A 14562-nucleotide genomic window follows, 5' to 3' on the forward strand; every position below is an offset into this window, starting at 1 on the left:
TCTCGGCTCATGCCTTGATCTCGCCCTTCTTCACTTCGCCGTGCGAACGCCGTACGGCCCCGGGCGCGAACGCCTCCGGACGCCCCTTGAGCCGGTCCGAGGAGGCGAGCTGCCACGGCACGCTGGTGACCATCACGCCGGGCTTGAACAGCAGCCGCCCCTTCAGCCGCAGCGCGCTCTGGTTGTGCAGCAGGTGCTCCCACCAGCGGCCCACGACGTACTCCGGGATGTACACGGTCACGACGTCACGGGGCGACTTGCGGCGCAGCGACTTGACGTAGTCGAGCACCGGCCCCGTGATCTCCCGGTAGGGCGAGTCGAGGATCTTCAACGGCACCGGGATGCCGCGCCGGTCCCACTCCTCCTGGAGCTTGGCCGACTCGTCGGCGTCCACGCCGACCGTGACCGCCTCCAGTGTGGACGGCCGGGTGGCCCTGGCGTACGCGAGGGCGCGCAGCGTCGGCTTGTGGATCTTGGACACGAGCACGATCGAGTGGTTGCGCGCGGGCAGCAGCGTCTCGTCGATCTCGCCCTCGGGCGCGGCCAGCTCCGCGGCCACCCGGTCGTAGTGGTGGCGGATGCCCTTCATCATCAGGAACAGCACCGGCATGGCGATGCAGACGATCCACGCGCCGTGGGTGAACTTCGTGAGCAGGACGACGACGAGCACGATGGCCGTCATGACGCCGCCGAACCCGTTGATGACGCGGGAGCGGTGCATCCGGAAGCGCGTCCGGGCATCGGTCTCGGTCTTCAGGTGCCGGGTCCAGTGCCGGACCATGCCGATCTGGCTGAGCGTGAACGACACGAAGACGCCGACGATGTACAGGTTGAGCAGCTTGCTGACGTCGGCCTGGAACGCCCAGATGAGCAGGCAGGCTCCGGCGGCGAGCAGGATGATGCCGTTGCTGAAGGCCAGCCGGTCGCCGCGGGTGTGGAGCTGGCGCGGCAGGTACCGGTCCTGGGCGAGGATCGACGCGAGCACGGGGAAGCCGTTGAAGGCGGTGTTCGCGGCCAGGAACAGGATGAGCGCGGTCACCGCGGCGATCGCGATGAACAGGATCGAGCCGTCGCCGAACACGGCGGACGCGACCTGCGCGATGATCGGCTGCTGGTAGTAGCCCGGCCCGGCCGGCTGGCCGTTGATCAGGATGTCCCTGGCGGCGTTCGCCGGCTCGGTCAGCTTCACCCCGGACTTGAGGCCGAGATAGATGATGCCGCTGAACATGACGACCGCGATGACGCCCATCATGAGCAGCGTCGTCGCCGCGTTCTTGCTCTTGGGCTTGCGGAACGCGGGCACGCCGTTGCTGATCGCCTCGACGCCGGTCAGCGCGGCGCAGCCGGACGAGAACGCGCGCAACACCAGGAACGCCATCGCGAACCCGGCGATGTCGGCCTGTTCCGCCACGATCGTGTAGTCGGCGGTGGGGGCGTGCAACTCGTCTCCGAGCACGAGCAGCCGGAACAGCCCCCAGAACACCATGCCGATCACCGCGAACATGAACGCGTACGTCGGGACGGCGAACGCCACGCCCGACTCGCGGATGCCGCGCAGATTCATGATGGTCAGCAGGACGACGATCGCGATCGCCACCAGCGGCCGGTTCTCGGCGACGAAGGGCACGGTGGCGCCCACGTAGTCGGCGCCGTTGGCCACGGAGACCGCGACCGTCAGGACGTAGTCCACAAGGAGGGCGCTGGCCACCGTGAGCCCGGCGCTGGGCCCGAGGTTGGTGGTCGCCACCTCGTAGTCGCCGCCTCCGCTCGGGTAGGCGTGAACGTTCTGCCGGTACGAGGCGACCACGGTCAGCATGACCAGGACGACGCCCGCGGCCACCCACGGGCTGAAGCTGTAGAACGCAGCCCCGCCCAGCGAGAGGATGACGAGGATTTCCTGCGGCGCGTACGCGACGGAGGAAAGTGCGTCACTGGCGAAAACCGGAAGCGCGACGCGTTTGGGGAGCAGCTGGTCATGGAGCTGCGTGCTGCGAAGCGCACGCCCCACGAGGAGTCGCTTGACGAGGTCCGTCACCTTTGGCACGACTGTCGATGCTAGTCCTTCACCTCGGCTCCCCGCGCACCCGGCGTCCGCTCTGGGAGACATACTGTGCTCGAAGGAGACCGCCTCTACCCAACGGCGGGAGAGCATGCATATCGTGATCATGGGATGCGGGCGGGTCGGATCGACTCTCGCCCACATCCTGGAGGACAGCGGCCACTCGGTCGCGATCATCGACCGTGACCCGCAGGCCTTCCGCAGGCTGCGCGCGGGCTTCCGCGGCCGCAGGGTCACCGGGGTCGGGTTCGACCGCGACGTCCTGGAGGAGGCGGGGCTGGCGACGGCGTCCGCCTTCGTCGCGGTGAGCAGCGGCGACAACTCCAACATCATCTCCGCGCGGGTGGCCCGCGAGACCTTCGGCGTGGACAACGTGGTCGCCCGCATCTACGACCCCCGGCGGGCCGAGGTCTACCAGCGCCTCGGCATCCCGACGGTGGCGACGGTCCGCTGGACCGCCGACCAGATCCTGCGCCGGGTCCTCCCGGAGGGCGCCGAGCCCCTGTGGCGCGACCCCACCGGGACGGTGATCCTGGCCGAGATGGCGTTCAACTCCGGCTGGATCGGGACTCGCACCCGCAAGGTCGAGGAGGTCACGGGCGGCCGGGTCGCCTTCCTCAACCGCATGGGGGAGTCCCTGGTGCCCAAGGACGACACCGTCATCCAGGACGGCGACATCCTGCACGTCATCGCCGCGGAGAACGACATGGACCGGATCAACAAGGTGCTGGCCGCCGCACCGTCGGAGAGTGAGCACTGATGCGCGTCACCATCGCGGGCGCGGGCGCCGTCGGGCGCTCCATCGCCGCCGAGCTCCTGGAGAACGGCCACGAGGTCCTTCTCATGGACGTCGACCCACGGGCCATCAAGATCGACAGCGTGCCGCGGGCGGAGTGGCTCCTCGCCGACGCCTGCGAGATCTCCTCGCTCGACGAGGCGGGGCTGAACGGCTGCCAGGTGGTGATCGCGGCCTCCGGCGACGACAAGGTCAACCTGGTCGTCTCCCTGCTCGCCAAGACCGAGTACGGCGTGCCGCGGGTCGTCGCCCGGATCAACCACCCCAAGAACGAGTGGTTGTTCAACGAGTCCTGGGGCGTCGACGTGGCGGTCTCGACGCCGCGCCTGCTGTCGGCGCTGGTCGAGGAGGCGGTCAGCGTGGGCGACCTCGTCCGGCTGATGACCTTCCGCCAGGGCCAGGCGAACCTGGTCGAGCTCACCCTGGCCGAGGACGCGCCCGTGGTGGGCCAGCGGGCCGGCTCGGTGCCGTGGCCGGTGGACGCGGCGCTGGTCGCGATCCTGCGTGAGGGCCGCGTCCTGGTCCCCTCCGCGGACGACCCGCTGGAGGCGGGCGACGAACTGCTGTTCGTGGCCAACCAGGACGTGGAGCACGAGCTGGCCGAGCTGCTGTCGGGACGCTGAGCCGGCGGGCCCCTGGGGCGCGTTCGTGACGGGCCGCCCCCGGGCGCCGCTCAACCGGCGGGTCTCAGCCGGCCGCGCCTGCGTCCTGGAGCGGCGTACGGCCCCGGGCGAGCACCCAGACCATGGCGGCGAGCCCGGCGACCTGGAGCGGCCAGCCCAGCGCGATCTTGGTGACGCCGAGCGTGACCACCTGGTCGAACATGTACAGCGGGAGCTGCACCATCACGCGGATCAGGCAGGGCAGCATCAGCAGCAAGGTGAGCCTGGAGCACAGCCGAACCATGCCGGGGTCCTTGTGCCACGCCGTCGGGTCCCCCGTCACCGAGCCGATGAGGAAGCCCACCACCGGCCACCGGGTCACGATCGACACCAGCATGGCCCCGGCGTACGCGGCGTTGTAGAGGATGCCGGGGAGGAAGTAGTCCTTCGCGTCGCCGCTGCGGGTGGCGAAGAACGCGCCGATGGCGATGCCGACGAGGCTGTTGATCACGAACTGGGGTGTGCTGCGCTGCACGAGCCGCACCAGCAGCAGGACCACCGCGGTGGCGATGCTCACGATCAGCGAGGGCTTGAGCTGGTTGGTGCTCACCCACATCGCGGTGAAGGCGATCGTGGGAACCGCCGCCTCGACGATCCCTCGCTTGCCGCCGAGCGCCCTGCCGAGCTGGGCCCGAAGGGCGGCCTCGACGGTGTCGTGCGCGGCGTGCGTCGCCGTGACGTCCGCTGCACTCATGATTCCTCCTCGCGTTGCGACCGGTTCGTCCGGCCGCGCGGCGCGTCGCGCGCGTCGGCCCGCCGGGCGAGCGCGCTCACGCGCGCTCCCCCGCTGATCACTGCCCTCCGGCGGGGCGCAGCTCGTACCGTGGGTTGAACATGACCTTACGGCCGTCCTGGATGCTGATCAGGCCCTCGGCGCGGACCACGCGGCCCGGCTCGATGCCGACGATCTTGCGACGGCCGAGCCAGACCAGATCGATCACGTCGGATCCGTCGTACAGCTCCGCCTCCAGGGCGGGTGCCCCGCCCCGAGGCCGAAGCGTGACGGTCCGTAGCGTACCTGCGACGCAGGAGCGCTGCCGTTCCGCGCAGGAGGCGATGGGCGTCGCGCCGTGCCGCCCGAGGTCCTCGCGGAGTTCTTCGGCCTCCAACTCGGCCTGGGTACTGGTCAGCCGCTGGAAGAAACCGCGCAGTCGGCCCTTCTTCACCGGCTCCGCCGTGCTCATCGATCGTTCACCGTCTCCTCGCGGGCCCTGCGGGCCGCTTCGCCGCCGGGGACGCTCCCACCTCGTGGGGCGCCCGCCCGGCACTCCGCGTGCTCACCGAGCTCGCTCCGTGTCCATGCCATCCCAAGCGTAGGCGATGGGAGGCGGCGAAGCGCGGTCCGGGTTTCACCGGATCTCGGAGATCTCCGGACCCCGCTCGAACGGCCGGAACTCCTCGTGCGAGGGCTCCTGCTCCATGGCATGCCTGGCCTCCGAGGGCAGCCGCAGCTCGATGGGCTCGCGCGGCGCCATCGGCTCGTCGCCGCGAACGACGACGATGTCGCGGACGACCCCCTCGAGGGTCGCCGCCGCGGCCTCGTCGAGCGCGGCCCGGCCGCTCAGCGCCGCCCGCAGCAGCCAGCGCGGCCCGTCCACGCCGATGTAGCGCACCGGCTGCGGCTCCCGGTCCTGCGCCGGGACCCGCGCGGCCAGTTCCGTGCCGAAGGGCCCCTCCTGCTCCTCGGTGCTGCCGCCAAGGGCGGCCACCTCGCGGGCCAGCTCCGCCCGGACCTCGTCCCAGATGCCGCTGCGCTTCGGCGCGGCGAACGCCTGCACCTGCAGGGCGCTCTCCTCGACGAGGACGACGGCGCCGACGATGCTGTCGCCGGAGACGGTGAGCTGGACCTCGAACCCGGGGCCGACGGGCAGGAGCAGACCTCCCAGGTCGACCCGCTCGGCCTCGGGATAGCCCTCGTCGGCGTCCCATGGACCTGATTCGCGCGCGGGAACGGCAGGCTCCCTCTCGGGTACGGCCTGCGCCGTCTCCTCCTCCGCGCGCCGACGGCGTCCGAACACGTCGTTCACACTCCTTAGGACCTGTGCTCGCCTTTGATCAACGACCGGTGGAGCCGAACCCGTTCGCCCCGCGAACGGAACCGGGCAGCCGCTCCACCTCGTGGAAGGACGCCCTCTCCACGCGCTGGATGACCAGCTGGGCGATGCGGTCGCCGCGCTTGAGCCGGGCGGCTTCCTTGGTGTCGGTGTTGAGGAGGGTGACCCTGATCTCGCCGCGATACCCCGCGTCGACCGTGCCCGGCGCGTTCACCAGGGTGACGCCGTACTTCGACGCGAGCCCCGAGCGGGGGTGCACGAAAGCGGCGTACCCGTCGGGGAGGGCGATGGCCACCCCGGTGCCGACCACGGCCCGCTCCCCCGGCAGCAACTCGACGTCCGTGACGGCGTACAGGTCGGCCCCGGCGTCGCCGGGGTGCGCGTAGCCGGGAAGCGGGAGCCCCGTGTCGAGACGGTGGATCAGCACCTCAACATTCATGGGCCAAGACACTACCCGTTGCGCTGGGGAGATACCGCCTCTCCGGTGCCCGGCGGCTCCGGCGTGGAGCGTTCCTCAGGCTCGTTTCCCTCCGGGTGCAGCGGCGGCGACGTCGGAGGCTGCTGCGACGCCGACGCGGAGCGGTCCTTGGGCTCGTCCCCCTCCGGGTGCAGCGGCGGCGACTCCGGGGGCGCCGCCGCGGGCGCGGGCGGCTCGCGGCGCAACAGTTCCTGCAGCACCCGGTAGATGACCGCCGACACCGGGACCGCCACCGCCGCCCCGGCGATCCCGGCGATCACGCCGCCGACGCCCAGCACCAGGATGATCGCCAGGGGGTGGAACTCGACCGCGCGGCCGACGATGAGCGGCTGCAGGACGTGGTTCTCCAGTTGCTGCTCGACGATGAGGACGCCGATGAAGATCACGGCGGCCAGCCAGCCCTGCGAGCCGAACGTCACGAGCGTGCCGACGGCGCCCGCGAAGAGGATGCCGACGATCGGGATGAAGCTCGACATGAAGACCAGCACCGCGATCGGCGCCCACAGCGGCACGCCCAGCACGGCCAGGGTGGCGCCGATGACGACGCCGTGGATCGCGGAGATCGCGACGGTGCCCTGGACGTAGTGGGAGAGCGTCCGCCAGGCGGAGCGACCGGCGCGGTCCACCCGGGGCGCCGCGCCGCCGAACGCGCGCAGGAACCAGTTCCAGATGCGGTCGCCGTCCTTGAGGAAGAAGAACGTCACGAAGAGCATCAGCACGATGCCGGCGAGCACCTCGATCACGGCGGTGGCCCCGGTGATGACCGTGCCGGTGATCTGGCCGCGCCGCTCGGAGAGCTGCTTCGTCAGCTCGTCGACGACGCCGGTGATCTGGGACTCCTTCACCTGGAAGGGCCCGTGGATCAGCCAGTCCTGCACCTCGTGCGAGGTCTTGGCGATCTGGTCGATGAGCCGCGGCGCCTCCTCGTTGGCCCGGATGCCGATCAGGAACCCGATGCCGACGATGACCGCGAAGAAGAGCAGCATCGTGAGCCAGGTGGCGTATATCGGCCGCATCACGCGGCGCAGCCGTCCGGTGACCGGATAGAGCAGCGCCGTCAACAGGAAGGCCACCGCGACCGGCAGCGCGATGATGCCGACGCGGCCGATGATCTGCCAGAAGAAGTAGATCACCACGCCGAGCACGATCAGGCAGGCGCCCCACACTGCCAGCGTGAGCAGCGTGGGGGGCACGTGAAGGGTGCGACGTTGCTTTTCCGGGATCACAACGTCCAGCCTGACACGTCAGCCCCCGATGCGCGCAGCCGATTATTCATCCGACGACGAACATCGCGCCATGTCACCCCGCCAGTGTGACGGACACCACCTGCTCGTCTCCGGCGACGTCGAGGACGAACTCCTCGACGTTGCCCGCCGCGCACAGGTCGTCCTGGGCGGGCCGTACGAGCCGGGCGTGCGGGCCGGACACGACGAGCCGGGAGATCTCCGCCCGCATGGACAGCCTGGCCTCGGACTTGGCCTTGCGCACCCGGCGCAGCACCTCGGCCACGGCGCCGAGCACGGCCGGGTCGCCGTCACCGGCCACGGCGTCGATCTCGGACGGCGTCGGCCAGGCGGCGCGGTGCACGGAACCGCTCCGCCACCACGACCAGACCTCCTCCGTCACGAACGGCAGGAACGGCGCGAAGAGCCGCAGCAGCACGCCGAGCGCGAGCCGCAGCGCCGTGACGGCCGAGGCGTTCCCGTCGTACGCGCGGGCCTTGACCAGCTCCAGGTAGTCGTCGCACAGCTCCCAGAAGAAGCGCTCCGTGCGTTCGAGCGCCCGGGTGTAGTCGTACTCCTCGAACGCCTCGGTGGCCTCCGTCACGACCGCGCGCAGCGCGGCCAGCATGGACAGGTCGAGCGCCTCGGTGACCCGCTCCTCGCCCGCCGGGACCTCGCCGAAGCCGAGCACGAAGCGGGAGGCGTTCAGGATCTTGATGGCCAGGCGACGGCCGATCTTGATCTGCCCGGTGTCGAACGCGGTGTCCGTGCCGGGCCGGCCGCTCGCCGCCCAGTAGCGCACCGCGTCCGAGCCGTACTGCTCCAGCAGGGCGAGGGGCGTGACCACGTTGCCCTTGGACTTGGACATCTTCTTGCGGTCGGGGTCGAGGATCCAGCCGGAGATCGCCGCGTGCCTCCAGGGGAGGCCGCCGTGTTCCAGGTGCGCCCTGACGACCGTGGAGAACAGCCAGGTCCGGATGATCTCGTGGGCCTGCGGGCGCAGGTCCATGGGGTAGACCCGGCGGAACAGGTCGTCGTCGTGCTCCCAGCCGGCCGCGATCTGAGGCGACAGCGACGAGGTCGCCCAGGTGTCCATCACGTCGGGATCGCCGACGAAGCCGAGCGGCGTGCCGCGCATGTCCTCGGTGAAGCCCGGGGGCACGTCGGTGGACGGGTCCACGGGCAGGGAGGCCTCGTCGGCCGGGATCGGCGCGTCGTAGACGGGCCGCCCGTCGCGGTCCAGGGGGTACCAGACGGGGATCGGCACGCCGAAGAAGCGCTGCCGGGAGATGAGCCAGTCGCCGGCCAGGCCCTCGACCCAGTTGTCGTACCTGACCCGCATGTGCGGCGGGTGCCAGCGCAGCTCCGTGCCGCGGTCGAGCAGGGCGAGGCGCAGCTCGACGTCACGTCCGCCGTTCCGGATGTACCACTGGCGGGTGGTGACGATCTCCAGCGGCCGGTCGCCCTTCTCGTAGAACTTCACCGGGCGCTGGACCTTGCGCGGCTCGCCGTCCAGGTCGCCCGACTCGGTCAGCATCTCCACGATCCGCTCGCGGGCGCTGTGCACGGTCTTGCCGGCCAGCTCCTTGTACGGCTCGGCGGGCACGCCCTCCGGCGGGTCGGTCAGCAGGCGGCCGTCCCAGCCGATGACGGGGCGGGTGGGCAGGTCGAGCTCGCGCCACCAGATGACGTCGGTGACGTCACCGAAGGTGCAGATCATGGCGATGCCCGAACCCTTGTCCGGCTCGGCGAGATGGTGGCCGAGGACCGGCACCTCGACGCCGAAGATCGGCGTGCGCACGGTGGTGCCGAACAGCGGGCGGTAGCGCTCGTCGTCGGGGTGGGCGACCAGGGCGACGCAGGCGGGGATCAGCTCGGGGCGGGTCGTCTCGATCCACACCCGGTCGCCGAAGCCCTGCTCACGCTGCTCGGGCGACAGCTCGAACCCGATGCGGTGGAAGGCGCCGGGCCACTCCCGGTCCTCCAGCTCGGCCTGGGCCACGGCGGTGCGGAACGTCACGTCCCACAGCGTGGGCGCCTCGGACAGGTAGGCCTCGCCGCGGGCGAGGTTGCGCAGGAACGCCCGCTGGGAGGCGACCCGCGCCCGCTCGCCGATCGTGGCGTACGTCAGGGACCAGTCCACGGACAGGCCGAGGCGGCGCCACAGCTCCTCGAACGCCTTCTCGTCCTCGGCGGTGAGCCGCTCGCACAGCTCGATGAAGTTCTTCCTGGACACCGGGACCTGCCCCTTGGCGCCCTTGCCTCCGCTCGCCGGCGGCTGGAAGTCCGGGTCGTACGGCAGCGAGGGGTCGCAGCGGACGCCGAAGTGGTTCTGCACCCGGCGCTCGGTGGGGAGGCCGTTGTCGTCCCAGCCCATGGGGTAGAAGACCTCGCGCCCGCGCATCCGCCGGTAGCGGGCGACCGTGTCCGTGTGGGTGTAGGAGAAGACGTGCCCGACGTGGAGGGAGCCGGAGACCGTGGGCGGCGGCGTGTCGATCGAGTAGATCTCGTCGCGCGTGCGGGACCGGTCGAAGCGGTAGGTGCCGTCCGCCTCCCAGCGCGCTACCCATACCGCCTCGAGTCCATCCAGAGTGGGTTTCTCGGGCATGGCGGTGGTGCGCAGTGGCTGTTCGGTCATGCCGACTAATGGTATGGCGTCGGCGGGCGCGCTGTACCGAGAGACTAGGGTCGTTACCGAGGAGGAATCATGGCGGAAATCACGCACGCCGGCCACGAATCAGGCGCGGCGGAAAAGCCCGATATGACATGGAAGATCGTCGGCGGCCTGGTGGGCCTCGGCGTGGGCTTCGCCTCGCGCAAGGTGCTCACGTTCGCCTGGCAGAAGACGACCGGGAGAAAGCCCCCGGCCAGCGCGGACTCGCTGGACATCAGCCTGGGTGAGGCCATCGCCTACGCCGTGGTGATGGGGTTGGGCATGGAGGTCGCCCGCATCGTCGCGATGCGCGCCGCGGCCAAGAAGTGGCACTCGTGGAAGTCCGAGGCCGAGGCCAAGCTCTGACCGTCAGCCGTTCTCCAGCGCGGTGAGGAAGTCCCCCGCCCACTTGTCGACGTCGTGGGTGGCCACCCGGCGCCGCAGCGAGCGCATCCTCCGGGCCAGCTCGTGCGGCGTCGCCCGCATCGCCGCCAGCATCGCCCGCTTCATCCCATCGATGTCGTACGGGTTGACCAGGTATGCCTGGCGCAGCTCGTCGGCGGCCCCGGCGAACTCGCTGAGCACGAGGGCCCCGCGCAGGTCGTGGCGGCAGGAGACGTACTCCTTGGCCACCAGGTTCATGCCGTCGCGCAGCGGGGTGACGACCATGACGTCGGCGGCGCGGTAGAGCGCGGCAAGCTCGTTCTTGTCGTACGACTGGTGCAGGTAGTTGATGGGGTGGCGGCCGAGCATGCCGTACTCGCCGTTGATCCGGCCGACCCGCAGCTCGATGTCGTTGCGCAGCCGGATGTACTCGGCGACCCGCTCGCGGGTGGGGGTGGCGACCTGTACGAACGCCGCCTCCCCCGGCTGGATCGAGCCGTCGCCGAGCAGCTCGCCGAACGCCTTGAGCCGCTGGCCGATGCCCTTGGTGTAGTCGAGCCGGTCGACGCCGAGCAGCACGTGCTCGGGGTCGCCGAGCTCGGCCCGGATCTCCTTGGCCCGGGCCAGGATGTGCGGTTCGCGGACGAGCTGGTCCAGCTCGCCGAAGTCGACCGAGATGGGGAACGCCTCGGCCCGGACGGTGCGGCCCTCGACCTGCACCTCGTTCCGGTGGTTCTGCAGGCCGAGGAGGCGACGGCAGAGCCGGATGAAGTTGGAGGCCCCGCCTGGGCGCTGGAACCCGACCAGGTCGGCGCCGAGCAGGCCCTCGAGGATCTCCCTGCGCCACGGGAGCTGCCAGAACAGCTCGGCCGGCGGGAAGGGGATGTGCAGGAAGAAGCCGATGCGCAGGTCGGGACGGAGCCGGCGCAACATCGCGGGGACGAGCTGGAGCTGGTAGTCCTGCACCCAGACGACGGCGCCGGGGGCCGCGGCGTCGGCGGCGGCGCGGGCGAACCGGTCGTTGACCGCGCGGTAGGCGTCCCACAGCACCCGTGAGTAGACCGGCGTCGCGACGACGTCGTGGTAGAGGGGCCAGAGGGTCGCGTTGGAGAAGCCCTCGTAGTAGAGCTCCACCTCCAGGGCGGAGAGCGGCACCGGGATCAGGTGCATCCCGTCGTGGTCGAACGGCTTCAGCTCCTCGCCGGCGGCGCCGGTCCACCCGAGCCACGCTCCGTCGCGACGCTGCATCACCGGCGCTATCGCCGTCACCAGGCCGCCCGGACTGCGCCGCCATTCGGACTCGCCGACCCGGTCGACCGGCAGCCGATTCGCGACGATCAGAAACGAGCTGGTGCCATCCATTGAGCCCTCCGGAGATCGTCCACTACGCCGAGCCCCCGTAGAACAACCATACGAAAGGCCAGTCATGCCGCCCATACCCGCCATGAAGTGCACAATTCATTTGGGCAGGTGTGAGAATGATCTCCCCTGGTCACGGGCGTCGACCAAGAGGTTTAGACCAGCCGGTTACATTTCCGTACCGTACGGTCACGTACCGCGCGGTCGGGCGTGAGCGCCGCGGACCGGGGTCAGGCAGGGGGAAGGGCGCGCCCGCGCAGGTCCGCTCGTACGGCCTGGGCGAGCTTCTTGGTCGCGATGCGGTTGAGCGTGCCGCCCGCGACGGCTCCCGTGAAGAAGGGGCCAAGTGTGGTGAAATGCCGCCCGAGCGTCCTCATCAGGCGGTTGCGCAACGCGGTCTTCGCCGCGGCCCCGACCGCGATGGTGGCCGAGCCGGGGGCGAGCGGGTTCACCCCGCGCTCCCTGGCCCAAGCCACCGCGAACGCGGTGGCGCGCTGGGTGGTCGTGCCGGGGACCGGCACGCCGTAGATCTCGTGCAGCTCAGCGATGAGCTTGACCTCGATGGCCGCGACGACGAGCGTCTCGGCGACCAGTTGGGCGGGAGCGGAAAGCAGCAGTGGAGGAGCGGCGAACTGGGCCGCGGCCAGGGCTCCGCCCACCGCGCCGACCGCCATCGTGCCCTTCGCCGCCGTACGGACCAGATCGTCGGCCAGCTGCTCGCCGGTGAGCCCGTAATGGTGCTCCCGAAGCGTCGCGGCGTCCCTGATCGGGAGACGCGGCGCGATGTTCATGAAGACATCGGCGAGCCAGCGGCCACGCCCCGGAACTGAGTCCTTCGTCTTCTTGGCGGACCGGACGAGCACTGTACTGAGGCGGCCGAGCAGCCGGCGCCGCTCGGCCCCGTTCGTTTCCTCAGGGGTCACGAGCCTGCCGACCAGCTCGGCGACCTCGTCCTGTGATCGATCCGCTTCCGAAGTCAACGGACTCCTCCCCGCGTCTGCTAGGCGGCGCACTCGCGGCAGATCTGCTGGCCGTTCTTCTCGGAGGCCAACTGGCTGCGGTGGTGCACCAGGAAGCAACGCGAGCAGGTGAACTCGTCGGCCTGGCGCGGGATCACGCGGAGCGACAGCTCCTCGTTCGACAGGTCCGCCCCCGGCAGCTCGAGAGACTCGGCGAGGTCCGTCTCGTCGATGTCGATGCTGCCCGACGACTTGTCGCTGCGCCGCGCCTGAAGCTCCTGGAGGCTGTCCTCGTTCAGGTCGTCGTCGGTCTTGCGCGGGCTGTCGTAGTCGGTAGCCATGTGCGTACTCCATCCCCCTCATCTATCTGTCGCGCGGGTCGCGCGTCTTTAACGCTTGGAAGGCCGTTCTTGTGCCCGTTTCGCCCGGGAGATTTTGCAATCGGTACCCCGGTTCCCGGATCACTGAACCTTCCGGCACGCGAGGGGATGCCGCGCAAGGCTCCAGTTAGCCAAATATGGCGAAAACTAAAGCATTGCGGGTATGACCCATCGCGTTCGACGGCACATCCAACCACATGTGCGGGGCGGCCGCTCCATCAGCGCGCCGACAGTGTCGTCGCGGCCAGAGCGCCCGGTCCCGGCAGGCGCACCGTCACCACGAGACCGCCTCCGTCCCTGGGGACGGCGGTGACCGCGCCGCCGTGCGCGCGGACGATCGCCCGCACGATGGACAGCCCGAGCCCCGCACCCTTGGCGGACTCCACCCTGTCGGCGTTCAGCCTGCGGAACGGCTCGAAGATGGAGTCCACCTCGTACGCGGGAACGTGCTGCCCCGTGTTGGCGACCTGAACAACGGGGGCCCCGTCCACCATTCCCGTCCGTACCCAGACTTTTCCGGAGGTGCCGGAATTGTGCTTGATGCCGTTCTCCACGAGGTTGGAGACGCAGCGTTCGAGCAGGACGGGATCCCCTGTGGCGGGGGCGGGATGGAGATCGTGCTCGACGGCGACGTCGTGCTCGGCGGCGAAGGAGGCGAGCTGCTCGACGGCGGTCGTGGCGACCTCCTGGACGTCCACCGGCTTGCGCACGGACAGCTCGCGCTCGCTGCGGGCGAGCAGGAGGAGCCCCTCGATGAGACGTTCGTTACGTGCGTTGGTCCCGAGCAGCGTACGGCCGAGCACCTTGAGATCCTCGGACGCGTGCGGGTCGGACAGCGCGACCTCCAGGACCGTCCGGTTGATCGCGAGCGGCGTGCGCAGCTCGTGGGAGGCGTTGTCCACGAACCGCCGCTGCGCGTCGAAGGCCGAGTTGAGCCGGGTGAGCATGTCGTCGAAGGTGTCCGCCAGCTCCTTGAGCTCGTCGTCCGGGCCCTGCAGGTCGATCCGCTCGTGGGCGAGGGAGGTGCCGGAGAGCTTCCTGGCCGTGGCGGTCATCTTCTTCACCGGCCCCAGCGCCCGGTCCGCGACGAAGTAGCCGAGCATGAGCGCGATGATGCCCATCCCGGCGAGCGCCAGCAGCGACCGGATCAGCAGGCCCCGCCGCGCGCCCTCGATCGCCGCGACCTGCATGGACTGCACGTACGTCTCGAAGAGGACGCGGTCTTCCACGGTGGGCCAGACGACCGGGAGGTCCGGCCAGTTCGCCTGGATCGCCCAGCCGACCATGACGTACATCACGAAGATCAGCACGGCGCCGGCGGCGAAGAACAGCGCGCCGTAGGCCAGGGTGAGCCGCCAGCGGATGCTCACCCGGCCGGGCAGCGCGCGTATCTGGTCGAGCAGACCGGGCTCCACCGGCATCGCCGCCAGCGGCGGCGGGCCGTCCCAGACCGGCGGGCCGCTCGGCGGCGGCGGGACCTGGGCGCGGTAGGGCCCGGTCCCCATCGTCGATGTCATCCGACTCGGGCGCGTACGTGTCGGCGAGCTCCTCTGGG

General features: G+C 70.4%; 14 protein-coding genes. 3 read left to right on the plus strand and 11 right to left on the minus strand.

Features of this window, described 5'->3' with window-relative positions:
- Positions 1-7: 7 nt before the first annotated feature.
- The gene (locus AWQ68_RS12365) at positions 8-2044 is read right to left on the minus strand and encodes an APC family permease (protein WP_066939362.1); all 2037 of its coding nucleotides are present in this window, start codon (positions 2042-2044) and stop codon (positions 8-10) included.
- A gap of 106 nt (positions 2045-2150) precedes the next feature.
- On the opposite strand from AWQ68_RS12365, the gene AWQ68_RS12370 reads away from it, so the two are divergent.
- The gene (locus tag AWQ68_RS12370; RefSeq protein ID WP_066939365.1) at positions 2151-2819 is read left to right on the plus strand and encodes a potassium channel family protein; all 669 of its coding nucleotides are present in this window, start codon (positions 2151-2153) and stop codon (positions 2817-2819) included.
- The gene (locus AWQ68_RS12375) at positions 2819-3478 is read left to right on the plus strand and encodes a potassium channel family protein (RefSeq protein ID WP_066939368.1); all 660 of its coding nucleotides are present in this window, start codon (positions 2819-2821) and stop codon (positions 3476-3478) included. Before AWQ68_RS12370 ends, AWQ68_RS12375 begins: the two co-directional genes overlap by 1 nt.
- A 64-nt stretch (positions 3479-3542) precedes the next feature.
- On the opposite strand, the gene AWQ68_RS12380 is transcribed toward AWQ68_RS12375, so the two are convergent.
- The 6 genes from AWQ68_RS12380 to valS all read right to left on the minus strand — a co-directional run bounded on the left by AWQ68_RS12380 (position 3543) and on the right by valS (position 9910).
- Entirely contained in the window at positions 3543-4211 is a 669-nt protein-coding gene (locus AWQ68_RS12380) for a DUF3159 domain-containing protein (protein ID WP_066939371.1), read from the minus strand.
- 97 nt (positions 4212-4308) lie between these two features.
- A complete protein-coding gene (locus tag AWQ68_RS12385; RefSeq protein WP_066939372.1) occupies positions 4309-4701 on the minus strand; it encodes an OB-fold nucleic acid binding domain-containing protein in 393 nt (130 codons plus the stop codon).
- A gap of 165 nt (positions 4702-4866) precedes the next feature.
- A complete protein-coding gene (locus tag AWQ68_RS12390; RefSeq protein WP_066939530.1) occupies positions 4867-5535 on the minus strand; it encodes a DUF3710 domain-containing protein in 669 nt (222 codons plus the stop codon).
- Between the two features lie 37 nt (positions 5536-5572).
- Positions 5573-6010, minus strand: a complete 438-nt coding sequence (gene dut / locus AWQ68_RS12395) for a dUTP diphosphatase (protein WP_066939376.1) — start codon at positions 6008-6010, stop codon at positions 5573-5575.
- An 11-nt stretch (positions 6011-6021) separates the two neighbouring features.
- Positions 6022-7242 carry an AI-2E family transporter gene (locus AWQ68_RS12400; RefSeq protein ID WP_066939379.1) on the minus strand — a complete coding sequence of 407 codons (1221 nt, stop codon included), beginning with the start codon at positions 7240-7242 and terminating at the stop codon, positions 6022-6024.
- A gap of 106 nt (positions 7243-7348) precedes the next feature.
- Positions 7349-9910, minus strand: coding sequence for a valine--tRNA ligase (valS, locus tag AWQ68_RS12405; protein ID WP_066939382.1), 2562 nt, complete (start codon positions 9908-9910; stop codon positions 7349-7351).
- Positions 9911-9979: 69 nt separating this feature from the next.
- Here valS and AWQ68_RS12410 point away from each other — a divergent pair, with 69 nt between their 5' ends.
- Positions 9980-10291 carry a DUF4235 domain-containing protein gene (locus AWQ68_RS12410; protein ID WP_066939385.1) on the plus strand — a complete coding sequence of 104 codons (312 nt, stop codon included), beginning with the start codon at positions 9980-9982 and terminating at the stop codon, positions 10289-10291.
- 3 nt (positions 10292-10294) lie between these two features.
- On the opposite strand, the gene AWQ68_RS12415 is transcribed toward AWQ68_RS12410, so the two are convergent.
- The 4 genes from AWQ68_RS12415 to AWQ68_RS12430 all read right to left on the minus strand — a co-directional run bounded on the left by AWQ68_RS12415 (position 10295) and on the right by AWQ68_RS12430 (position 14524).
- The gene (locus AWQ68_RS12415) at positions 10295-11671 is read right to left on the minus strand and encodes an alpha,alpha-trehalose-phosphate synthase (UDP-forming) (protein WP_066939388.1); all 1377 of its coding nucleotides are present in this window, start codon (positions 11669-11671) and stop codon (positions 10295-10297) included.
- 227 nt (positions 11672-11898) lie between these two features.
- Positions 11899-12648: a hypothetical protein gene (locus tag AWQ68_RS12420; protein WP_066939392.1), complete on the minus strand. Its 750-nt coding sequence runs from the start codon at positions 12646-12648 to the stop codon at positions 11899-11901.
- Between the two features lie 20 nt (positions 12649-12668).
- Entirely contained in the window at positions 12669-12968 is a 300-nt protein-coding gene (locus AWQ68_RS12425; RefSeq protein ID WP_066939395.1) for a DUF4193 domain-containing protein, read from the minus strand.
- A gap of 257 nt (positions 12969-13225) precedes the next feature.
- Positions 13226-14524 (minus strand): sensor histidine kinase, encoded by a 1299-nt coding sequence (locus AWQ68_RS12430; RefSeq protein ID WP_066939397.1) that lies wholly within the window; start codon positions 14522-14524, stop codon positions 13226-13228.
- Positions 14525-14562 lie beyond the last annotated feature (38 nt).

The sequence above is a fragment of the Microtetraspora fusca genome (genome assembly GCF_001570365.1).
In the GTDB taxonomy this organism is placed as follows: Bacteria; Actinomycetota; Actinomycetes; order Streptosporangiales; family Streptosporangiaceae; genus Microtetraspora; species Microtetraspora fusca.